The 22,374-nt window shown below is 66.5% G+C and carries 16 protein-coding genes and 1 riboswitch; all 16 genes read right to left on the bottom strand.

The annotated features are described in order from the left end of the window. Window position 1 precedes the first annotated feature (1 nt). On the bottom strand, window positions 2-727 hold the full coding sequence (gene cobI / locus F1609_RS03755; RefSeq protein WP_167074847.1) for a precorrin-2 C(20)-methyltransferase: 726 nt from the start codon (window positions 725-727) through the stop codon (window positions 2-4). Further along, window positions 724-1,872, bottom strand: coding sequence for a cobalt-precorrin-5B (C(1))-methyltransferase CbiD (gene cbiD, locus F1609_RS03750; RefSeq protein ID WP_167074845.1), 1,149 nt, complete (start codon window positions 1,870-1,872; stop codon window positions 724-726). Before cbiD ends, cobI begins: the two co-directional genes overlap by 4 nt. Next, on the bottom strand, window positions 1,859-3,421 hold the full coding sequence (locus F1609_RS03745) for a precorrin-8X methylmutase (RefSeq protein WP_167074843.1): 1,563 nt from the start codon (window positions 3,419-3,421) through the stop codon (window positions 1,859-1,861). Before F1609_RS03745 ends, cbiD begins: the two co-directional genes overlap by 14 nt. Continuing rightward, window positions 3,418-4,122 (bottom strand): cobalt-precorrin-7 (C(5))-methyltransferase, encoded by a 705-nt coding sequence (locus tag F1609_RS03740; RefSeq protein ID WP_167074841.1) that lies wholly within the window; start codon window positions 4,120-4,122, stop codon window positions 3,418-3,420. Before F1609_RS03740 ends, F1609_RS03745 begins: the two co-directional genes overlap by 4 nt. 28 nt (window positions 4,123-4,150) lie before the next feature. Next, window positions 4,151-6,034 carry a magnesium chelatase subunit D family protein gene (locus F1609_RS03735; protein WP_167074839.1) on the bottom strand — a complete coding sequence of 628 codons (1,884 nt, stop codon included), beginning with the start codon at window positions 6,032-6,034 and terminating at the stop codon, window positions 4,151-4,153. Window positions 6,035-6,038: 4 nt separating this feature from the next. Next, window positions 6,039-10,112: a cobaltochelatase subunit CobN gene (locus F1609_RS03730; protein WP_187362916.1), complete on the bottom strand. Its 4,074-nt coding sequence runs from the start codon at window positions 10,110-10,112 to the stop codon at window positions 6,039-6,041. Next, window positions 10,102-10,437: a (2Fe-2S) ferredoxin domain-containing protein gene (locus tag F1609_RS03725; protein WP_167074837.1), complete on the bottom strand. Its 336-nt coding sequence runs from the start codon at window positions 10,435-10,437 to the stop codon at window positions 10,102-10,104. Before F1609_RS03725 ends, F1609_RS03730 begins: the two co-directional genes overlap by 11 nt. A 3-nt stretch (window positions 10,438-10,440) precedes the next feature. After that, on the bottom strand, window positions 10,441-11,190 hold the full coding sequence (locus tag F1609_RS03720) for a CbtA family protein (RefSeq protein ID WP_167074835.1): 750 nt from the start codon (window positions 11,188-11,190) through the stop codon (window positions 10,441-10,443). Beyond that, on the bottom strand, window positions 11,181-11,378 hold the full coding sequence (locus F1609_RS03715) for a CbtB domain-containing protein (RefSeq protein WP_229421633.1): 198 nt from the start codon (window positions 11,376-11,378) through the stop codon (window positions 11,181-11,183). The genes F1609_RS03720 and F1609_RS03715 overlap by 10 nt, the downstream gene beginning before the upstream one ends. A gap of 152 nt (window positions 11,379-11,530) precedes the next feature. Then, window positions 11,531-11,755: riboswitch (cobalamin riboswitch) on the bottom strand. Between the two features lie 66 nt (window positions 11,756-11,821). Further along, on the bottom strand, window positions 11,822-12,190 hold the full coding sequence (locus tag F1609_RS03710) for a hypothetical protein (RefSeq protein WP_167074831.1): 369 nt from the start codon (window positions 12,188-12,190) through the stop codon (window positions 11,822-11,824). A 67-nt stretch (window positions 12,191-12,257) separates the two neighbouring features. Further along, entirely contained in the window at window positions 12,258-12,623 is a 366-nt protein-coding gene (locus F1609_RS03705; protein ID WP_167074829.1) for a hypothetical protein, read from the bottom strand. A 241-nt stretch (window positions 12,624-12,864) separates the two neighbouring features. Next, window positions 12,865-13,617 (bottom strand): YfaP family protein, encoded by a 753-nt coding sequence (locus F1609_RS03700; RefSeq protein ID WP_167074827.1) that lies wholly within the window; start codon window positions 13,615-13,617, stop codon window positions 12,865-12,867. Window positions 13,618-13,637: 20 nt separating this feature from the next. Beyond that, window positions 13,638-15,332, bottom strand: a complete 1,695-nt coding sequence (locus F1609_RS03695) for a DUF2300 domain-containing protein (RefSeq protein WP_167074825.1) — start codon at window positions 15,330-15,332, stop codon at window positions 13,638-13,640. Next, on the bottom strand, window positions 15,332-19,915 hold the full coding sequence (locus tag F1609_RS03690; RefSeq protein WP_167074823.1) for an alpha-2-macroglobulin family protein: 4,584 nt from the start codon (window positions 19,913-19,915) through the stop codon (window positions 15,332-15,334). Before F1609_RS03690 ends, F1609_RS03695 begins: the two co-directional genes overlap by 1 nt. Beyond that, window positions 19,912-20,580: a DUF1175 domain-containing protein gene (locus tag F1609_RS03685; protein WP_196785393.1), complete on the bottom strand. Its 669-nt coding sequence runs from the start codon at window positions 20,578-20,580 to the stop codon at window positions 19,912-19,914. Before F1609_RS03685 ends, F1609_RS03690 begins: the two co-directional genes overlap by 4 nt. Further along, the gene (locus F1609_RS03680) at window positions 20,577-22,157 is read right to left on the bottom strand and encodes a DUF2138 family protein (RefSeq protein WP_167074821.1); all 1,581 of its coding nucleotides are present in this window, start codon (window positions 22,155-22,157) and stop codon (window positions 20,577-20,579) included. The genes F1609_RS03685 and F1609_RS03680 overlap by 4 nt, the downstream gene beginning before the upstream one ends. Between the last annotated feature and the right edge of the window lie 217 nt (window positions 22,158-22,374).

Raw genomic sequence — 22,374 nt, 5'->3', positions numbered from 1 at the left:
CTTATCTCTCCTGCCGTGGTTGACGGCGCACCAGCAAGGTGGCCAGGTAGCCCATCGCGTCGTTGGCGACAAGGTCGCCGACGCCGGAGGCCAGCAATTCGCCGGGCAGGCCGATGCGGCGCGCAAAGGCGCAGTGCTCGGCAATGCCCATTTCGCGCAGCAGGTCGAGCACCCAGCCGAGGCGCGCGCCGACCTTCATCAGCACCACGATATCGTGGCTCAGGATGTCGCTGCGCAGTTCTTCCGCCGTTTCGGGGCATGGGAGGATCAATACCCGCTCCTTGCCCTCCCCCAGCGGCCAGGCCAGCGCCGATGCGGCGGCCGCGTAACTGGTAATGCCCGGGAAGGTGCGCTGCGGCAGATCCGGAATGCGCGCGCGCAGGGCTGCCAGCACGTAGCCATAGGTCGAATAGGTGAGCGAGTCGCCGATGGTCAGGTAGGCCACGTCGCGCCCGGCGCGCAGTTCCAGTGCGATGCTGTCGGCCAGCTGGGCATAGTGCTCGCTCAGGACCGAACGGTCCGGGTCCATGTTGAATTCGATCTCGCGCAGCCTGGCCGGGTCGATGTCGATTCCGGCCAGGCATTGCAAGGCGACCGACAGCTCGGCCCCGCGCGCACGCGGCGCGTAAATCAGGTCGGCGCGGCGCAGTGCCTCCAGCGCCGCCATCGGCAGGTAGCCGGCCGGGCCGGGACCGACGCCGATGCCCCACAAGGTACCGGTGCTCACGCGTCCACCCCGAGCGGGTTGCCGGCCAAATCGAACAGGCGCACTTCGAGCCGCTTGACCGACGGTACGCGCGCGTGCGCGAGCATGCCGATGCGGCGCTCGATCTCGATCCACACCGCCTGGGCGAAGGACTCACTCTTTAAACGTTCCATTGCTGCTTCCACTGTGTTTGCATTTTCTATGTCGTGTACCAGTTGCGTATCGCCGCCCATCGCGGCCACCACGCGCGCGACACCGGCCATTGCCATGTTGCTCTTGCTCGAATGCGTATCCCAAAACCCGTCCAGCACCTTGGCCAGCTTGCCGGGGTGCCCTGCGAGCCACAGCACATCGAGACTGCGATCGGCTTCGCGCAGGGCGTTTTCGGTGAAGTCCAGGGCGTCGCCGAGAAAATTTGCGATCTGCACCGAGCGTTCATCCGGCAGGCCCAACACCCCGCTGGCGAACTCGCGCCCGATTTTGCCGGGCAGGTAGGCCACGCTCTCGGTGCTCGCCGCCAGCGCCACCCGCACATACACCTCGACCGACGCGATCCAGGTCGACAGCGACATCGGCTCCACGATCCCCGAGGTGCCGAGAATCGAAATTCCGCCCAGTATGCCCAGGCGCGGATTGAAGGTCTTGCGCGCGATGACATCGCCGTTTTCGCAGCCGATCACCAGATCGAACCCGCTGTCGGGCGGCTCCGCCATGGCGTCGTCGAGCATTTCTTCCACCGCGCGCCGCATCATCTGGCGCGGCACCGGGTTGATCGCCGGCTCGCCCACCGCCACGCGCAGGCCGGGGCGCGTCGCCGTGCCCACGCCACGCCCGGCAAAAAAGCGCACCACGCGCGCATCGTTGCGCCGAACCTCGGCAAAGATGGTGGCGCCGTGCGTGTTGTCCGGATCGTCGCCGCCGTCTTTCAATACCTCGGCCCGCGCTGTGCCGTCATCCGTCCAATCGACCATCTGGATTGGCACGTCAAGAAAATGCACGCCGTCCGGGAGGCTGATCCTGGCGGCGTCGCAGCGCGCGCCGTGCAGCAGCAAGCCGAGTGCGGCTTTTACCGCCGCCGTGGCGCAGCTGCCTGTGGTGCGGCCGCGCCGCAGCCCGTTTAACGCCGGGATGGCGAGGTCGAACCGGACCCGTTCAAGGTGCTTCATACCCTGCAAGCTGATTGAGCGCGTCAATCATCAGGCCATTGACCACGCTCGCCGCCCACGGCGAACCGCCGCGCGTGCCGCTGTTGGTAATGCGCGGCACTTGCAGGCAGCGCCGCAGTTCGTCCTTGGTTTCGCGCGTGCCGACAAAGCCGACCGGCAGGCCGATGACCAGTTGCGGGCGCCAGCCATGGTCGCGGATCAGGCGCACCGCTTCGGCGATCGCGGTCGGCGCGTCGCCGATCGACAGCACCACGTCGTTGCCGAATTTTTGCCAGCCACGCCGGATGCCGGCCGCCGAACGCGTAATGCCTTCCGCCGCAGACATCAGATGCGTTTCGCGGTCATGCACGCCGCACCAGGTGTCGATGCCGAGGGTTTCTAACAATTGGCGCTTGAGGCCCGTCTGCACCATGGTCACATCGGTCAGCACGCGCTTGCAGCGCAGCAGCGCCAGGATGCCGCTTTCGACCGCGCCCGGCGAAAAATACATATCGTCCACCGCGCCGAAGTCGCCGCTGGTGTGCACCAGCCGTTGCAGGATCGTCATCTGCGAGGCCGGGAAGCCCGACCAGTCGCGTCCCGCGCCGATGATCTGGAAGCTCTCGGCTTCGATCGGGTGCGGCTCGTACGGCGCGTACGTGGGCGCGGCCGCCACTGCCGGTTCCTGCGCCAGCAAGCCGCGCACCGCAAGGTGGTGCGCCTGCTGCGGCTCGCCCACTTGCTGCTCGAAGCCCACGATCTGCACGCGGTATTTGCACAGCGAACAGTTCATGGCGGCGCGTCCGGCAACCGCCTCGCGCGCGCGCTCGATCATCACGTCGGCCACGTGCGAGTGCACGCCGAAGTAGCCGGCCTTGAGCACTTCCAGAGCCGGCTCGCGCTCGCGCAGGTCGTCGGCGGCCGCGTAGATGCGTTTGACCAGCACCCCGTCGAACAGGAAGAACGGCAGCACCACAAGGCGTTCGAAGCCCATGCGGGAGGCGGCGCGCAGGCCGTCGGCCACCAGCGGCGTGGCCGTACCCGAATAGCATACGTACACACCGCCGAAGCCCATGCCCTCTTCCAGCATGCGCGCCAGCTTGGCCACTTCACCATTCGCGTCCGGGTCGGTGGTGCCGCGCCCGACCAGCACCAGGCAGGTGTCGGAGCGGCGCACCGTCAGCGGCGAGGTGGACTCGGCTTCGACGATGCGTTCCTGCGCCAGTTGCAGCAGTTGCGGGTGCAGGTTCATCGGCGCGCCGAAATGGAAATCGATGTCCGGATAATCGCGCGCCATGGCCTGCACTTCGGCCGGCATGTCGTTCTTGGCGTGGCGGGCGGCCAGCAGCACGCCGGGCACCACCGCCACCTGGCGCGTGCCAAGCGCCAGGTTGGCCCGCACCGCTTCGGCGATGGTCGGGCTGGAAAACTCCAGGTAGCCATGCGTGACGACGTCGTTCGGCGCGCGCGCGCGCACCAGTTCGACCAGCGCTTCGAATTCGCGCACGGCGTCCGGATCGCGGCTGCCGTGGCCCGCAACGACGATGCCGAGTTTTTCCTGTTGGGTCATGGTGCGGGGGCCGCCTCGATCTGGCTGGCCATCGGCGCGAGCGTACGAATCAGCATGATGCTCATGTCGGAACAGGTATGGCTGGCGCATTCGAGCAGGCTGCCATGCCATTCGGCTTCGCCACGGGTCAGGTTTTCCCACACTTCGGTCGGATGATCGGGCGAAATGCCGTGTTCCAGCAGATAGGCCGCGATATGCCAGGGCATGAACGAGCGCGCCGCGTCCCACGGGCACGGGATCACGATCGCGTTGCGCTGGTCCTGGAGCACGTGCACCAGATGGCGCTTGAACGGATCGAGGTCGCCCCGGCGGTGGAATGTGATGAAGGTGGTCTCGTCGAAGCAGACCTTGGCGCGCGAGGCCAGGATCTGGGCCGACGATATGCCGGGCAGCGATTCGACCGGGTGGCCGCAGGCGCGTTCGACCCGTTCCAGGTACTGGAAGCCGCTGAAATGAATGTCGCCCATGAAGACCACCACGCAGCGCTTGCCCGCGTGGTGCAGGCGCGCCACTTCATCGAGCTGCGCGACCTGGTCGCGGTAGGCCATGCCAATGACGTGGGCCTCGGCCGGGATCAGGCTCTGGACCACGTTCAGTACCGCGTCGAAGCCGGCGACAACGTCAGCCTCGCGAATGAGCTGCGCGCCGCGCTGCGTCAGGTAGCCGACGTCGCCGGGGCCGGCGCCTATGCAAATGATCATCTTGAAAGTGCTCCTAAATTTTGTCGTGTCAGGTGGGTGCCAGGCGCGCGCGAATCGTCAGCGCCAGGTTGTCGGCCGACAGCTGTTCCAGCGTCAGGCATTCGGCGCCCAGGGTTTGCGCCAGTTGCGCGGCGCGTCCGAGGCGCAGATAGCCGCTCTCGGTATCGAGCACCAGCGCGGGCACGCCGCGTTCGGCCAGCTTGCCGGCCAGGTCGAGCGATTCGCGCCAGGGGTCGCCATCGCCCGCCAGCGCCACGTTGGCCTTGCCGTCGGTGAGCAGCACCAACAGCGCCGGGGCGCGATTGGCTGATTTTTCCAGCGTGTCGAGCGCCAGGTGCAGCGCGTGCGGCAAGGGCGTGCGCCCGCCGGTCGGCAGGTCGGACAAGCCCTGCTCCGCGCGCTCCACGCTGCCCGTCGGTGCCAGCAGCAGGTGCGCTGATTGGCCCCGGAACGCAATCACGGCCACCGTGTCGCGCCGCTGGTAGGCGTCGGTCAGCAGCGCCAGCACGGCGCCCTTGACCGCTTCCATGCGGCGCTGCGCCGCCATCGAACCGGAGGCGTCCACCACGAACAGGATCAGGTTGGCGCTCTTGCCGACGCGGATTTGCTGGTGCAGGTCGGCCCGCGTGACCTGCACGTGGCCCGGCTCGCGCATGGCGGCGCTCAGTAAAGTCGCGCCGATGGCAATGCTGGTTGGGTTCTCGTCGGGCACGGCGCGCACCACGCGGCCACGCGGCGCGCCCATCGCTTCGCTGCGGCGGCCCGCGTTGCTGTGGCCCGAGGTCGATTCGACCACGATGCGCGGCGCGGCGGCGCTGGGGGCGGCTGCGAATACCTGTTCTTCGCCTTGTTGGTCGGATGGTGCTTGCTCGCCATCTTCCGGTTCGCTGGCCTCATCCTGCGCTGGTGGTGGTGGCGCGGCGTCACGCATCAATTCGTCGAGGCGGTCGTGATCGAGGCCGGGTTGTTCGAACGGTTTGCGGCGGCGCCGGTGCGGCAGCACCAGTTCGGCGGCGCTGCGCAGGTCGGCCGGGGTGACGTGCAGCCGTCCGTCCAGCGCCGCCAGGGCGCGCGATGCTTTGTGCATGACGATATCCGCACGAAGGCTGGCCACCTCGAACTCGCAGCACAGGTGGCTGATCAGGTCCAGCATGGTGTCGTCGAGCGCCACCTGGGGCAGCAGGCGCTGGGCTTCGGCCAGCTGGCGGTGCAATGCCTGTTGCTGTTCATCCCAGGCTGCGCTGAACGCTGCGGGATCGGCCTCGAAGGCGATCCGGCGGCGCACCACTTCCGAACGCACCTTCTTGTCGCGCGGCGCCGTCACTTCGACCATGAGTGCGAAGCGGTCCAGCAGTTGGGGGCGCAAGTCGCCCTCTTCCAGGTTCATGGTGCCGACCAGCGTAAAACGCGCCGGGTGGCGGATCGACAACCCTTCGCGCTGCACCGAGTTGACGCCCATGGCCGCCACGTCGAGCAGCACGTCGACCAGGTGGTCGGCCAGCAGGTTGACTTCATCTATATACAGTACGCCACGGTGCGCCGCCGCCAGCAGGCCTGGCTGGAACACGCGCTGGCCGCCTTGCAGGGCGCGCGCCAGATCGACGCTGCCGATGACGCGGTCTTCGGTCGCGCCCAACGGTAGCGTCACGAAGGGCACCGGGGCCAGGCGCGGCTTACCGGTGGCGCAAGCATCGCAGTGCTCGGACACCGCACCGGCGCCGCAGTTGTAGGCGCAGCCGGCCACGGTGTCGATATGCGGCAGCACATCGGCCAGCGCGCGCGCCGCCGTACTCTTGGCGGTGCCCTTGTCGCCGCGGATCAGCACACCGCCCATGGTCGGATCGACGGCGCACAGCATCAGTGCTTTCTGCAACTGCGGCTGGCCGACGATGGCGGAAAACGGAAAATTCATGATCTTATCCATTGCGCGCCGTTTCGCCGCGTGCTTCGAGCAGGGTTTCGCTATCGAGATATAGTTCGCGCAGCTTTGCCAGCGTTTCCGGACGCGGCTCGGCCCACATGCCACGGCTGGCCGCTTCCAGCAGGCGCTCGGCGATCGCGTTCTGCGCCCACGGATTGGCGTCTTCCAGGAAGCGCTGCATGTCTTCATCGAAGCCGTAGGCCTGGGCCACGTCTTCGTACATCCAGTCGTCCATCACCTGCGCGGTGGCGTCGTAGCCGAACAGGTAGTCGACGGTGGCGGTCAGTTCCAGCCCGCCTTTGTAGCCGTGGCGCTGGATGCTGGCCAGCCATTTGGGATTGACCACGCGCGAGCGGAATACGCGCAGGGTTTCTTCCTTCAGGTCGCGCACCTGCGCGCGCGCCGGGTCGGCGCTGTCGCCAACATAGTGGCGTGGCTGCTGGCCGGTCAGGGCGCGGATGGTGGCGATCATCCCGCCGTGGAATTGCAGGTAGTCGTCGCTGTCGAAAATGTCGTGTTCGCGGTTATCCTGGTTGTGCAGGGCGACCTGTACGCCGGACAGGCGCACCTTGAAGGCGTCGCGCTGGTCGGCGCCCTGTTCGCCGCGCGCATAGGCGTAGCCGCCCCAGTTGACGTAGGCTTCGGCGAAATCGGCGTCGGCTTCCCAGTTCTTGTGCTGGATCAGCGGAAGGATGCCGGCGCCATAGCTTCCCGGCTTGGCGCCGAACACGCGGTACGATGCGCGCCGCGCCGCTTCGTCGTTGCTCAGGCCTTGTTCGATCCAGCCTCCGAGTTCGGCCAGGTAATGCTTGCGCACGAAGTTGTGCGTGAGCGGCTCGTCGAGGGCGATGACGGTGTTCACCGCATCGTCGATCAGGTCGATCAACTGCGGGAACGCATCGCGGAAAAAGCCGCTGATGCGCGTCGTGACGTCGATGCGCGGGCGTTTCAGTTCGTCGAGAGGAATGACTTCCACGCCGCTCACCTGGCGGCTTTCGGCGCGCCATACCGGGCGCACGCCGAGCAGCGCCAGAATCTGGGCCACGTCGTCGCCATGTGTGCGCATCGCGCTGGTACCCCAGATGCTGATGGCGACGCTCTCGGGATACTCACCGGTTTCGCGCTGGTGGCGCGTCAGTACTTCGTGCGCCAGTTGCAGGCCGACGCGCCAGGCCGACTGCGACGGCACGCTGCGCGGGTCGACCGAATAGAAATTGCGGCCGGTCGGCAGGATGTGCGCCATGCCGCGCGTGGGCGAACCGCTCGGGCCGGCCGGCACGTATGCCCCGGACAGTCCGTTGATCAGGTTGTCGATTTCGTCGGTGGCGCGCGCCAGGTTCGGCACCAGCTGGCTGCACGCGAAACCGAGCACCTTGCGCAGCGCGTCGAAGCGATTCAATGCCGGCGCGACGGGAACGACAGGTGCGCGCGCAGCGACTGGGCGCGCTTTGCCCATTTGCGAGAGCATGCTCGATTTGGCGCGTACCGCCGGTTGCAGCAGCGGCGCGGCCACCGCATCGCCGTCGATGTCGGCGAAAACCAGATTGAGCACGTCATCGATGCCGGCCGGACGGTAATCGCGCGCGGCCAGTTCTGTGAACAAACGCAGGCACAGGGCGTCGATGGCGTCGAGCGCGTCGGAGCGCGTGACCACGGCGCATTGCGCCAGCCTTGCCAGCGCGGGCACCACATTGATGCGGCGTCCCTTTTGATCGAGCAGCAGGTCCATGGTCAGGCCGAACAGCTTCGACACTTCGGCTTGCAGGCCCGGAATATCCAGGTTGGGCAGGCGCGTGAGCGATACCAGCATGGCCGGCATCTGTTCGGCGTCAGGCCCACCGCCGAGGATATGCAGGCCGTCGCGGATCTGGGCCGAACCCAGCTCGCACAGATAGCCGTCCAGGTCTTCGATCAGGTGGGCCACGTCGGAGCCACCCATCGCCGCCAGCGCGGCCGGCAGTTCGCCGTCTTCTTCATGGTGATGATCGTGATCGTGATCGTGATCATGGTCGTGATGGTGGTGATGGCCGTGCCCGTGATCGTGGTCATGGCCGTGATCATGATCGTGATGCAGCAGGCGTGCCTGCAGGTCGGCATTCAGGTTGGTTTGCTTGACCAGTTCCCAGATCTGCTGCTGCAACAGCGGCAGTTTGGCCGGGTCCAGCACCTCGACCTGATAGTACTCGTCGACCAGTTGGGTAAGCTGCGCCAGCGCGCCGTAGGTATCGGCGGTGGTCATCGGCGGCGTCAGGTGGTCGACCACGACCGCATGCGCGCGCCGCTTGGCCTGCGAACCTTCGCCCGGATCGTTGATGATGAACGGGTAAAACAGCGGCAGGTCGCCCAGCAAGGCGTCCGGAAAGCAGTTCTGCGACAGGCCTACGCCTTTACCGGGCAGCCACTCCATCGTGCCGTGCTTGCCGACGTGGACGATGGCGTCGGCGCGCCAGACGTCGCGCAGCCAGCGGTACAAGGCATAGTAATGGTGGGTCGGCGGCAAGTCGCTCTGGTGGTAGATGGCGTCCGGGTCCATGCCGTAGCCGCGCGGCGGTTGCAGCGCGACGAAGGTATTGCCCAATTCGATGCCCGCCAGCGCCAGGTGGCCGTCGCACACATAGGCTTCGCCCGGTGCGGCGCCCCACTGGGTGCGCATTTTCTCCTGCATGTCGGGCGTGAGCTCGGCGAACCAGCTTGCATACTGCGCGGCCGGCACGCGGCCGGCGGCGTTGCGCAACTGCTCGGTGGTCACGTAAATCTGGTCGTACGAACAGCGTGCCACCAGGTCGTGGATCAGCGTCGTGCCATCGGCGGGCGGCTGGCCGACGTCGTAGCCGGCATCGCGCATGGCGTCCAGGATGCGCATCAGCGAGGCCGGGGCGTCCAGCCCGACCGCGTTACCGATCTGCGAGGCCTTGCTGCTCGAATTGGTGAACATGAAGGCGACGCGCTTCTCGGCGTTGGGCACGTGCTTGAGCCGTGCGAAGCGCGCGGCGATGCCCGCCACGCGCGCCACCCGGTCCGGCACCGGCTCGTATTCGACCGCGTCGCCCTGCAGGCCGGCGGCGCGCGATTTGAACGACACCGGCGCGGTGATGATGCGCCCGTCGAACTCGGGCAGCACCACGTTCATGGCGGTATCGAGCGGATTGAGGCCGCGTGCCGATTGCTCCCATTGCGGCAGGGTCATGCCGCTGGTGATCGCTTGCAGCACCGGCACGTTCAGCGTTTCCAGCACGCCGACCGACCAGCCGGCCGGCGTGGGGCCGCCCGGCGTGATCTCGCCCATCGCGAACGATGTGGTATTGATCAAGACGTCGATATGCACGCCGCGCGCGTCGCTGAAGTAGCGCAGCGCGTCGGGCAAAGCGCCGTTGCCACCCGCGCCACTGCGCAGGGATGAGGTGAACACCGGCAGCACATTCATGCCGCGCTTTTCCAGCGCATCGAGCAGCGCATCGATGAAGCGCGTGTTCCCGCTCATCCAGTGCGCGCGGTAAAACACGATGCCGGCACTTGGCGCGCCAGCCTTGCGCAGCGCCAGCCAGTCGTCGATGCCGGCCCCCTGCGCCAGGTCGGGATGATAAATACCGTGTTCCGGCAGCGCCAGCGCGCTCTCGTAGCCAAAACCGGTCAGCAGCAGATGGTCGGACAAATAGCGCAGCAACTGCGCCAGGTTGCCGCTGCCGCCGCAATGGAAGTAATTGAGTGTCTGTTGCAGCACATCGGGGGCGACGGTCGATACCGCGGCCAGCTCGGGATCGGGCTCGCCGGTGCCGCTGATGGCGATCAGGTGCTGGCCGGTGCGGCGCGCGTGGCTGACCAGGTCCGCAAAACCGGGCACGCTGCCGAGTCGTCCCAACACGCGCAGGATGATGATGCGCGCGCCCTGCACCTCGCGCGCGAGCAGCGCCGTGGCGCCGTCGGCGTCGAGTCCTTGCAGGTTCACGCCCGCCACCGCGCCGAACTCCGGCGGGAGCTGGCTTACTGCATGGTGCAACACCGTCAGGTCGTTCGATGCGTGGGTAAGCAGCGCGATGGGCGCCGGGCCTTGAGGAAAATCAGGTGTCATTGTCCGCCACGAGTGTGTCGCCTTCGCCGATGCGATGGAAAATCAGGTCGGTCACTTCCGCGCCGCCAATCAGGTGTTCGGCGACGATGCGCCCGGCCGCCGCTTCGTCCACGCGCCGGTACCACACGCCTTCCGGGTACACGACCACGATCGGTCCTTCATTGCGGCACGCAACCATGCAATGCGTGCGGGTGCGCTTGACGCACAGCTCCGGGTGGGCGTCGATCTCGCGCCCCATGTGCTCGAACACGGCCTGCGCCTGCACGCCGTTTTCGGTGCAGCGCGGGCCGACGCACATGAACACGTGCCGGTCATGGGTGCGCATCGGTCAGCCGAACTTCTTGTAGAAGTAACCCGCCAGCGCGCCCATGGCCAGCCAGAAGGCGGCATTGGCCAGCAAGGTCGCGTACAGGAAGCTGCGTGCCAGCTCGGCCGGCGCGGTGCTCGAATGGACCGCCGGCTGGGGCGAGCCAACCAGGTGCGGCGCCAGCAGCATTAACGCGCCGCCGATCTTGAGCGGCCAGTTTTTTGCGAACACCAGCAGCGCCAGGCCGCCGGCACTGGCGGCGACGGTGGCGGTCCACCACAGCTGGCGCGCCAGCAGCGGTGCGGCGACGGTGCCGGGGAGCTCAGGCGGCAAGCCGATCGAGGGCGCGACAAAAAACGCCGTGTAGCCGGCAGCGCCCCACAGCAGGCCCGCGCGCCAGTTGCTGGTGCGGCCAACCAGGCTGATGGCCGCGGCCAGCAGCAGCGCATAACCGACACCAGCGCTGATATTCGCGACTGCGGTGTAGAAGGTGCGTTCAAAACCATCGTCCGGCTGCCAGCCGCCGTGCTCATGCGCGCCTTCGGCATGTTCGTGCGGCGTGGCGTCGGCGTGGCTGTGCGTTGGGGCCACTTCCAGTGCCGCGGGCGCGGCGCTCTCGAACACCTCGGCCTGCAGGATGATGGGCGCCACCTGCACCTGCTGCACGCCGGTCAGCAGCAGGCCGGCAAGGATGCCGGCCGCCGCCGCGCTGGCGATGATGCGGTTAAAGGTGCCCAGGCCCGCTGCGGGCGCGGTGCGAATCAGTGGCATGGAAAACCGGCCGAGTGACGGCTGTCGTGCGCCGCGTTGTGCAGCGTTTCCATGGAGGCGAAGCCGGCGCCGAACAGCAGCACGGCGCCAAGGCTGGCGGCGCACAGGGCTTGCACGATGCGTTCCTTGAGGGCGGCAAACGGGACTTGTTCGTCAAAGGTGGGGGTGACGCTGCGGATCGACGACATGGCATTCCTTCCAAAAGCACTGCGCATAGAGCCGGGCCAATGCAGACGCGCGCGTCTTGCCATGGCCGGCAACCGGGGGCTTGTACGGGGAGAAGGAACGTGAGATGGGAGTGCGGTACGCAGCGATCCACCTGGATCGCCCTCCGCGATACAAACGACTTACCGCTTCGGCTGGTTTCCGGGCTGGCGAGTGGCGGGGCTAAAGCCCACTTCCCGGATATGCGCCTTCCCATGCTTTGCACAGTGGCGTGATGCACATCCTTGACTCGCTTACCGTTGCGGGGGCAGCGCCGGCTTTGCTCCGTGAAGGAGCGCACCGGCTTCCCATTTAATCCGGCAAACGATCGTTTACCGGAACCAGAAGCTTGACTACCGGCGAAGTATAGGTCTGGACTATATAAATTGCAAGGTTACGCGCGTCGTGCGCGCCAGCGCGCGCGTATTTACCAGTCGCGCCACTCTTCGGTGATGTCTTCGTCGGCTTCCAGGCCGGCGTCCTTGGCAACGAGGTAAATGATGTCGCACAGTTTTTCGCGTTCCTCGGTTTCGATGATGCCGCCGCCGCGTTCATCGAACTCGTTGAGGGCCACGACGACGCGTTCAACTTCTTTCATGATCGCTTCGCGCTCGGCAGGCTTGGGGAGCTTGTCGATGGCGGCGGCGTACGCATCGAGAATGCTCGCGCACTCGTCGATTTCGGCCTTGCCGTAAGGAGGTTCCTCGTCTGCGTCTTCGGCGCAGCGCTCCATGTAGGCAGTCATCTCGTCGAGCAGGTCGGCGCGGATCGAGGCGATGTCGGGATTCGGTGGCATGGCGTGGCACTCCTTCAAAATTGAGAGGGTGCCAATGTAGCATGACGCGGCGCGGCGAATCCTTACATTACTCGCTGAATTCGATGTCCATCTGCTTGCCGTCGTAGCAGAACGTCATCTGCTCCCCTTCTTCGTCGCGGATCTCCAGCACACCGCCTGGTTCGACGAAAGGACCGAGCGTATCGAACAAGCGGATCAGCCAGTTGGTGATGATGTCGATATCGCCGCCGTCGATCAGCAACGCACCTTCCTGGACCTGGCTGGTGAAGCCGATCGACTCAAGGAAGGCCGGGAAGTCGCGTTCGGCGCGTGCGCGTACGGCGAAAAAAGAGTCGCAACCTTCGAACGATGTGCGAATCGCGTTGAACGCCGCCGGTTGCCGGGCGTTCCTGATAACGATGCTGGCATCGTAGATCCATGCTGCAGTACTCACTTGCACTCCAATTCGTCAGAAGACTGGCGCGGTCTGTGCGCAGCCAGGATCGTATTTCCTGACGACAGTTTTACATGCCGTTCAAAAACTGTCAAAGCGCCGATGAAGGGCGTTGTTTTCGGAGCGTGGCGAGAAGCTTGATGGCTTGCTGGTTGCCTTGTGCGGCGGACAACCTTAACCAGGCGACCGACTGAGGAAGTATGCCATTTGCATACCTCCTTGCGCGGGCGCCGGTCTCGCGTCAGGGATAAACAAACGACTTGACCAAGGTCAGTTCACCCGGCGCGCGCAAGGGCACGCGCACGACTTCCTGGCGCTCGTTCGGCGAATTTTCGTTGGTGATGATTGCCACCTGCGCCACCGTCACGATGCCGGTGTCCTGGCCGGCGCCGTAGTAGTTCACGTAGACGTGATAGTTCCCCTTCGGTGGCGCGGCGCTGGAGAAAATCTCCGGCCCGTACCCGGTGGTGACGTCGACATCGAGCGCGCCGCCGTTGGGCATGACGCGGCTGCCGTACCACGAGTGACCGCCGTCGGGCGCGACCACGTGCAGGTCCACGTCGGTACCGTCGCTGTCCCACGACAGCACCACGCGCAGGCGCGAGGCGGTCTTGCCGGCATACGAATCGAGGAATTGGCTGCGGCTGCGCACCTTGCCGTCGGGCGAGCGCACTTCCACGCTGTTCGAGCCGCGCCCGAAGGCGTACGGGCGCGCAAAGCTGCCGTCTTCCTGCACCGCCATCGGCATCGCCACGCCGTTGACCACCAGGGTGGCCGGCTTGCTCTTGCCCTTGCCGGCGATGCGCCCGCGAATTTCGGCCGTCGGGCTTTGCCCATCCTGCACGCTGACCGAGGCCGCCGGATAGTTCACGTCCTGCGTGTAGGCCTCCTTGGCGCCCTTCGAATTGCGCCAGCCGCTGTTGGGCGAGTCGATCTTCACCTGGGCCAGGGCGGCGGTGGACAGCAGCAGTGCGGGTATCAGCAGTATTTTCATGATCGGATTCGGTTAGTTTATTAATGCACTTCCAGGCGCGCATCGACCAGACGCCGCGCCAGTTGTTCAACCAGTATTTCATCCTGCCCGCTCGGGTGATTGCGCAGGCCGAGATGCAGGAATTCGTGCGCCAGCGTGATGCGGTCTTCGCGGCTGGCCAGGCCGCGCACATAAATCCGGTTGCGCGACTGCTCGGAATACGGCGTGCCGCGCACCAGCTGGCACACCACCGGCAGCTCAAGCGGCGTTTCGTAGCCCGCCTGCTTGCGCAGCAGGCGTTCCCACTGCGGCAGCTCGCGCGCCAGCCACGCCTGCGCAGCGGGCAGGCGCACGCACTGCTGCGAGTCGCCGCCCGAGAGCGTGGTCAGATCGGCGCCGGGATAGGCCGCCGTCAGGATGGCGTCGAAACGCATCCCCCGCTGCGCCTCGGCCACCGCCTCGCTCCACGCCATCGTGTCTTTCGACGCTGTATCGGCGTGATAGCGCACGTTCACGCCCGACAGCACCAGCTGATCGGTCCAGTTGGCGATGGCGCGCGCCGCCACGCTGGCCGGCTGCGCAGCGACACGCTGCGTAGCGCTGCTGTCTGCGATGCGCTGGCAGCCCTCGGCCCACTGCGCGTTCTGCTGCAAATAGGTGCGCGCCGCCACCGCCAGCGCCTTGGCCGCCTCGGGCGCGCTGGTGCCGCCTTCACGGTCGATCACGCGCGCCACGTATTCGTTCACGCCCAAGCGCCCCGTCAGGCGTATGCGGCCCTGCGCATCGCGCGCCAGCACCATATCGTTCTGGCTGAAGAACGCAAGGCTGCGGCCGTTCTCGAAGCGCACCTGGTAAGACCCGTTTAACAGTCCCGGCACGGCGGCGCTGCGCCCTGCCGCCACGCTCTTGATCGGGTAGCGCGCAAAGTAATCGACGACCACGCAGCCTGCGTCAACCGGCGTTTGCGCCGCCGGCAAGGTGCCGGCGAGGCGCGGTGCCCATTTTTCCAGGATGCGGCTGCTGGTGTCGGCGCCGCCGAACCAGAGCGGCGTGCCGTCGGCCAGCCAGCCGGCCGCGCCGCCCAGCCGTTCGGTGCTGCGCTGCGGGTGATGCCACGAATAGGTCTTCACGCGCAGGCGGCTGCCGAACCAGCTGGCGGTGTTGACGCCGCGCGCGCCCAGCACCACGTGCAGCAGCGCCGACTCGGCGTCCCTGCGGCTGGCGGCCGGAATACTCGCCAGCGCCAGCATCAGGCTGCGCAGGCTGACCAGGCGTTCCGGCGTGAAGTTCGACGGGTCTGCCAGCCACTCGTATTCGCCGCTCGCGGCGCGCCCGAGCCGCTCGCTCCAGTATTGCTGCCACGGGCGGCGCGTGAGCATCAGCCGCGCAGGCGAGAAAAACAGGCCGCACGACTGCGCCAGCGCCAGGTCGCGCGCGATGCTTTTACCGGCCGTGCAGCAGTACACTTCCTCGTTCTTTTGTCCGCCGCAGGTATAGTCCGGCGTCGGCACTTTTTTGTCGATCGCATAGACGTACACGAACAGCTTCCACAGGCTGCCCAGCGGCACCTGGCGCGCGCCGTCGAAGGACGCACTCCTGCTGCCGCCCTTGTCGTCGAGCTGCAGCGCGGTGAGCTGGCCATCGCGCCACCAAGCCACATCGAGCGTGGCCGCCTGCGCCAGCGGTGCGCACAGCGCCAGCGCCACGGCGCACCCGCGTGACAGCCATGCCGGCATTATTCGACCTTGAGCGTGCGCATGGTCTTGCCCTCGCCTTCCAGCGCCTTGTTTTCGGGCTGGTACATGCGGTAGTAGCGGGCCGGCGGCAGCACGTAACTGCCCTTTTGCGCAAAGCGCAGCAGGTGGCGCAGGCGCAGCGGTTCAGCCAGCGGCTCGACAGGCACCACATAGCCTTCGCGGCGCGATTCGTGGCGCGCGGCTTCCAGCGCTTCTTTTTTCTCGCCGGCGAAGGTCATGCCCCAGGTGGTCGCTTCGACCGAAGCGCCCGGCGGCAGTGCCACTTCCAGCAAACCATAGCGGTACTTCGCACCGGCCGCCGGCGTGAGCGTGATTTCATCGAGGTACAGCGCGTCGGTGCGCAGCGCCTCGCCGTTCTTGACCGGCACCGGGTTGAAGGTATTGTCCTTCTGCTCCATGCGCATCAGGCGCCGTTCGATCCTGACCGGCAGCGTATGCGTTTCCGCTTCGCGGCTGTCGTAGTGGATGATGGCGACGGTGTTGGCCGGCGCTTCTTCGGCCAGTTGCAACTGGGTTGGCACGCCCTTGGCCGGCTGCCAGCGGAACAAAGCCTGGCCGAGCGGGCTGGCGCTCTTCTGCCAGGTGCCGGTGAGCGCGACGCCGGCGTCTTTGGCCGCCGGTGGGCCGCCCAGCTTCTTCTGCACCCACACCAGGGTCAGCGCGCGGTCCAGGGTCGGCATGTCGGCGCGCACCGCGCCCAGCACGGCATCGGCCTGGCTTGCCGGCAGCTGCCCGCCCAGCATCAGCAAGGCTTGCGCAAGCGGCGCTGGATTGGCGCGCAAGGTGGTCCACGCGGCGCCGACCTGCTGTTCCAGTTCGGGAGCGAGGGTCACGCCATCGTTGGCGGCGACAACCGACAGCAGCGCCAGGGTCAGCGCCTGCGAATTGCCGCTTTCGGCGGTGAGCAGCATGCTGCTGGTCGGCGCCAGCGCGGCCGGTTTGGCGTCGAGTTTTGTTTTTACCAGTTCGTCGGCCAGGCCGGAAGCGAGCGTCTTGACCGGCAAGCCCATTTCCTGCGCCAGCCACAGGGTCAGTACGCGGTGCAGCACCGGCTCTTTCAGGCCTTCCTTGCCGTACATGGCCAGCAAACCTTGCCAGTGCTCGGGCGGCATCTCGATGCGCAACGCGCGCGCCGCATACCAGTCGGCGTAGTAGGCGTAGGCCGTCATCAGCGAATTGCCGGCGGTGGCGTTGCCCCACCAGCCGAATTGCGCTTCCGGACCGGCCATCGACACCAGCCGCAGGCGCTGCGCCTGCAAGGTGTTCAAGAGGCGCAGCTGGACCGGGCCGGCCTCGGGGCCGAGGTTCTGCAATCCGAGCGCCAGCGGAATCAGGCGGCTCGATGTCTGCTCCACGCAGCCGTACGGATATTCGATCAGGTCGTCGGCAATGCGCGCAAAATGGCTGGCTGCCCCGCTGGCGAACGAGACGCGGATATTGCGCGCGTCCGCCGGCAGCGCGACCGGCACGGTGGCGCCGGTCAGCGGCACGCTCAGGGTGCGCGGGCTGTTCCAGGCGGCCGGCAATGCCTGCACGTCGGTGTCGAGCGCGTCGACCAGCTTGCCATCGTGCTTCATTTCCAGGCGCATCGGACCGCTGTAGGCCGGCAGCGGAAACTGCACGTAGTTCACGCCACGGCGGGCGGTGATCTTCTCGGTCTTGACCACGCTGCCCGCGGTGAGTGTGACTTCAATGGCCTGGTCGCTGGCGGTCTGGTTGAACACCGCCACCGATGCCTGCGGAGCGTCGCCCACACGCATCCAGTCCGGCGCCGTCCACTTGGCGAAGAAGTTCTTGTCCGAGCGCAGATAGCCAGTGCGCTGGCCGACCCGGCCCTGCGCATCCATGGCGCGGCCGGTGATGCGCCAGCGCGTCAGCGCGTCCGGCATGGTGAAAGTGACGCGCGCGCGGCCGTCGGCATCGGTCTTGAGCGCGGGCGCCCACAGGGCCGTATCGACGTTGTCGCGGCGCGGGCGTTCCAGCACCTTGACGCCACGCTCGTTGTAGTTGTGGCGCGCGGGAGCGCCGGCGCTGCGACCGGCGGCCATGTCGTAGCTGATGAACGACAGGCTGGCCGTGGTGCGCACGTTGTTGCGGCGCGGGTGGTAGAAGAAGTCGCCGATGTCGGGCGCGATCTCCGGCTGCAGCACGTAGATCATTTCGTCGACCACGCCCAGCGTAACCAGGGTCGATACCGGCTTGCCGTCCATCTGTGCGCTCACGTCGATGGTGACCTTCTCGCCCGGCTGGTAGACTTCCTTGTCGGTTTTGAACTGCAGCGCGATGCGCGGTTCGATGATCTGGATGCCGGCGTTCTGGAACACGAAGTCGCCCTTGCGCGTGTACGCCACCGAGAACGTGATGTTCGGGCCGTAGTCGTCCTTGACCGGGATTTTCACGCGCCACTGGTTGGGCGCCACGCGCACCGGCTTGATCCAGTCGGCGCCGGCGGTGAGCAGGCCAAGCTGTTCGACCTTGTCGCGCTCAAGCGTCAGCAAGGCCTGGTCGACCGGGTCGGCGAAGGTGATCAGCGCTTCGGCGGTGTCGCCGGCGCGATAGCGTTCATGGTCAAGCACGATTTCGATGCTGCCCGGCGTGGCCGCCAGGCCCTGGCCGCTGACCCAGTGGCTGGTGCCGCCGACCAGGTTGTTCTGGGCGTCGCGCAGGCTCAGTTGATACGAGCCCGATGCCGGGAAGTTCACATCCCAGGTCGGCCTGGATGCGTCGAATACGCCTTCGGTCCTGGTCTGCTTCTCTAACTGGATCATCTCCCAGCGCACCGGTTTGGCGCCGGCCGTGGCTTCGGCCGCGACGTCGAAGCGTACCGTTTCGCCAGGTGCGGAAAAGCGCCGCTGCGCCTTGAGCGTGTACTGGCTGGCCGAACGCTCGATCATCAGTTCGCGGGTACTGCGCACGCGGTAGGCCGCGCCGTCCGACGCGAGCACTGTGAGAATGTAACGCGATGGGTCCTTGGCCTGCGGCAGCACGAAATCGACATTGCCCTTGCCGTCGCTGACCAGTTCCTGGGTCTTCAGTTCGACCGGGAACGCGCCGCTGTAGCGCAATTCGCCTTCGACCATGGCGTTCTTCTGGGCGCGCAGGGACAGCGACAGGCTGGCCTTGGCCACCGGCGTGCCGTCCGGGTAGCGCAGTTCGATGCGGCCCTTGACGTCTTCGCCGGTCTTGAAGTCGGCCTTGGCCGGCACCAGGTTGATCTCGAAGTGCGGCTTGACGTAGTCGGCCACGCGGAAGGCCGCGCCGTACTGGGTGTCGCGGTAGGTGAAACGCAGCTCGTAGCCGCCGGCGCCCGCATTGTCCGGCAGGCGAAAGCGCGTATCGCTGCCGGTTTCCGCGGTCAGTTGCAGCGACTGCGTCAGCAGCGGCGTGCCGTTCGGGTCGAACACGGTGAGCGCCAGCGGCGCCGTGACAGCCGCCTGCGAGGCGCGCGCACCGGTAAATTCGCGGCCGATGAACTTGACGCTGACTTCATCGCCCGGCCGGTACAACGGACGGTCGGTCACCGCGTAGACCTTGGTGTTGTAGATTTCGCTGTCGTAGTAAAAATTCTCGGACACGAACACGCCGCCGCTGCGGTCTTCGCCCATTACATAGGTATGCTCCGGGCTGCCGCGCTCTAACGAGACGACGCCGTTGGCGCCGGTGCGGCCCGATTGCAGCACGCCGCTGCCGTCGGTCCATGTGACATCGACGTCGGGCACCGCCGCGCCGTTGTCGCGCCGCGCCGCCCACACCAGCATCTGGTTGGCCGACACCTTGGTAATGGCCATCGTATCGGATACGAACACCAGGGTGGTGGCGCGGTGTTCGCCAATGATCGCCTCAACCAGGTACAGGCCCGGTTTGCGCTGGCCGATCGGGATCATCACGTTGCCGGCGCTGCTGGTCATGAATTCGCTGCTCGACCCTTCCATCTTGATGCCGGCCGGCGGCGTGATCATCTTCGCCTCCCACACCGGATAGCGGAAGCGGTCGACCAGGTCGTAGCCCTTGAGCGGTTCGTACTGCGGCTGCTGGCGGAACGGCACCGGACGCGTGATCGCCGCGCTGGTGGCCAGCTTGGGCTGGGCGCTGGTGACCGCCTCGCGGGCTTCGCTCGAAAACAGCTTGCGCCAGGCCATGCGCGACTGCTTCCACCAGCGGTCCCACAGCATGGTCAGGGTATTAAGCAAGCCTTCGCCCTGGTAATTGCCGCTCACCTGCACGCGGTGCAGGTTGCGCTGCTTTTTCAGGAATTCGAGCGGCTCGGGAACCCGGTACACCAGCACGTCGACGCCGCCGTACTGCTCCAGGTTCGATCGCGCATAATCGCGCCCCGGCACTTCCAGGCGCACCTTGGCCACCTCGCCGCTGCCATAGGCCGCGTCGGACAGCAAGAAGAACGGTTCGCCCTTGAAGCTCGTGTAGTTGGTCCCCGCGGGTGCGCTGCCCGCTTCTGCCGGCGCGGCTGCCGGCGCCTCGGTTTCCTGGGCTGGGGCCAGCGCGGGCAGCAAGCCGCACAGCAGCACCAGCAGCGCCAGGGCGCGTGTGATTGGATTGTTCATGTTAAAAACGCCAGCCGGAACATGCCGGCGAAATTGGGATTGTCGACCGCTGGTTGCCACCGCGTGTCCTTCCAGGTTTTGAGTTGTGGGACATCAACGGTACGCAGTCCGTTGTCGTTCGGGGTAACGGTGCCGGTGTGGTAGGCGATGCGCGCGCCCATCCAGACCATCAGATGGTGTTCGTCGCCCTGGTCGAAAAACAGCAGGTCGCCGGGCTGCGCCTGATTGACGTCGCGCCCGATGAAGCGGCTGTTGTTCTGCACCAGGCCGATGGCCGAGACGTAGTGGCCGACCGCGCCGCCGGTCTGCACCCAGCGGTTGCGCAGCACTTGCTGGGCCGCTGTCAGTTCGAGTTCGGGCGGCAGTTGGCGGTCGCTGGCGATGCCGTTGGCGCGCATCCATCTGGCGTCATGCACCGTGAGTGCCTCGTTCACGGCAAAGCGCACCAGGCCCGCGCAGTCGCGGTGCTGCCAGCGCGGCGACGGGCCCTGCTCCATCTGTGCGTTCACGATGCGCAGCATCCATGCCTGGAAGGCGCGGCTTTGCGCCTTCGACAGGTAAGCCGGCATGGGGGCGGGCGGCACGCCGGTGAGCGCGCGCGCCCAAGGCAGCACGGCGCAGCCGGCGGCAAGGCCCAGCAGGTGACGGCGGGACACTGCCATCATTTATCCATCGCCTGCCACTCGACCGGCTGCCAGCTCACGCCACTGGCGGGCAGCGACTTGAGCACGAGACGGTACGGCGGATATTTTTTGAGCGCGTTCAGGCGCGGCACCAGGTGCGCGTCGGCGGCGGCGCGCAGCACCGGTTCGCGCGCGGACGGCAGCGCGTCGAAGGCTTCCTTGCGAATTAATTCGGCCAGCGAGGCCGGCGCGATCAGGCCCACCGTGCGCGACGGATCGTTGAGGCGGTCGGCGATCGCCGGGGCCTGCTTGCGGGCGACGGCCAGCGCCTGTTCGACCAGCTTGCGGTCCGGCGAAAACAGCACGGTCTGGCCGCTCACGGCCAGGGTCGGATGCTGGGCCCCGATGCCGGTGGCCACTTCGCGCTGCCAGAGAACAGCGCCATTCGGGCCGGCCGACTTTTGCACCGCCCCGCTTTTCTTGTTGCCGATGGCGGCCGAAAACAGCGCCCCATACAGTTCGTCGCTGCCGCCGGCCTTGCGGGTCGCCACCACCAGCGGCGTGTACAGGCGCGAAGTGCCGTACCAGCACACGGCGGCCGGGCCGGTCAACTGTTCCGACAAGGGCGTCACGTTGGACGACGCGTCGACATCGCCCAGCACCGACGCCATGGCGGCCCAGTCGGCCGGCAGGGCGAAGCAGGCGGCCGGGTTATGCGGCAGCACCGGCCACAGGGCACGGTTGTCGTAGCCGCCGGCGGCCAGCTTGCCGGCATCGACCAGCGCGCGCGTCTGCCACTGGCCTTTGGCGAAATCAAAGCGCAAGGCGGCGAGCGCGCCGAAAAACGGCTGGTAGCCGAAGGCCAGCACGTCGGCCTTGACCGCCACGCTATGGCCGTCGGCCGGCTGGGCGTCGAGCTGGAACTGCTGGCGCAAGGCCTGCTGTTTTTTCGGATCGGCGGCGAGCAGGTTGGCCACCGTGGTTTCGGCCTTGCCGTCGGCCTTGCCCTCGTCGTCGAACAGCATGCCCGGATCGGACAAGATGACCATGCGGGTGCCGCGCGCGCCGATCAGCAAGGTGCGCTTGTGGGCGTAATTGAGCGAATACATCGCGACCTTGTCGCCATCGACGCGGATCTCGCCGGCCAGCTTCATCTGGGTGTCCTTGAGCGCGACCTTGCCGGCTTGTTCGAGCAGGCGGGTCATGCTGTTGCGCGAGACGGCGATGGCAAAGTGCTTGAGCGAGCCATCTTCCTCGCGCCACAGGGCCACGTCGGCCGGCTCGTCGAGCACCGTGCGGATCAACTGGTCGCCCCAGCCCAGTTCATGTTCGTAGGCGATGCGGCGCAAGGCGCCCTGCAAGCCCAGTTTGTCGCCGTTCTGCTCATAATAAAACACGAAATCCTCGCGCAGCACGTCGCGCGCGAGCGGAATGGTGAGCAGGTCGCGCGGCAGCGAAGACAGGCTTTTGGTCACGATCAGCGCGTCGGGCTGCGACAAATCGAGGTCGAGGCCCGCGCCGTGCTGCGTCTTCTTCCAGCCGAACACGGCGTAGCCTGCCACGGCGGCGGCGCACAGGGCGACGGCCGCGGCGATGATTCCCAACTTTTTCTTGTTCATAGTGTGTCGATGATGGCTGGCGGCGGAGGCAATGATGTTTTTCGCATAATAGCGTAGCGTACCATTTTCATGTCACCGAAGAAAGTAAACATTCCGACTGGCGATGCGTTAGGCCCGCTGCGTGAGTTTTTGGCCACAGCTTGTGAGCGTATCGTCCGGGAGGCGGCAACCTTGCCATTGAGGTAATATGGCCGATTCGTTAATGGCGAAGGAGGAG

The organism is Massilia aquatica, from assembly GCF_011682045.1.
Classification (GTDB): Bacteria; Pseudomonadota; Gammaproteobacteria; order Burkholderiales; family Burkholderiaceae_D; genus Telluria_A; species Telluria_A aquatica.
Note: the sequence above shows the minus strand (reverse complement) of the source record. Positions and strands in the feature narration are given on the sequence as shown.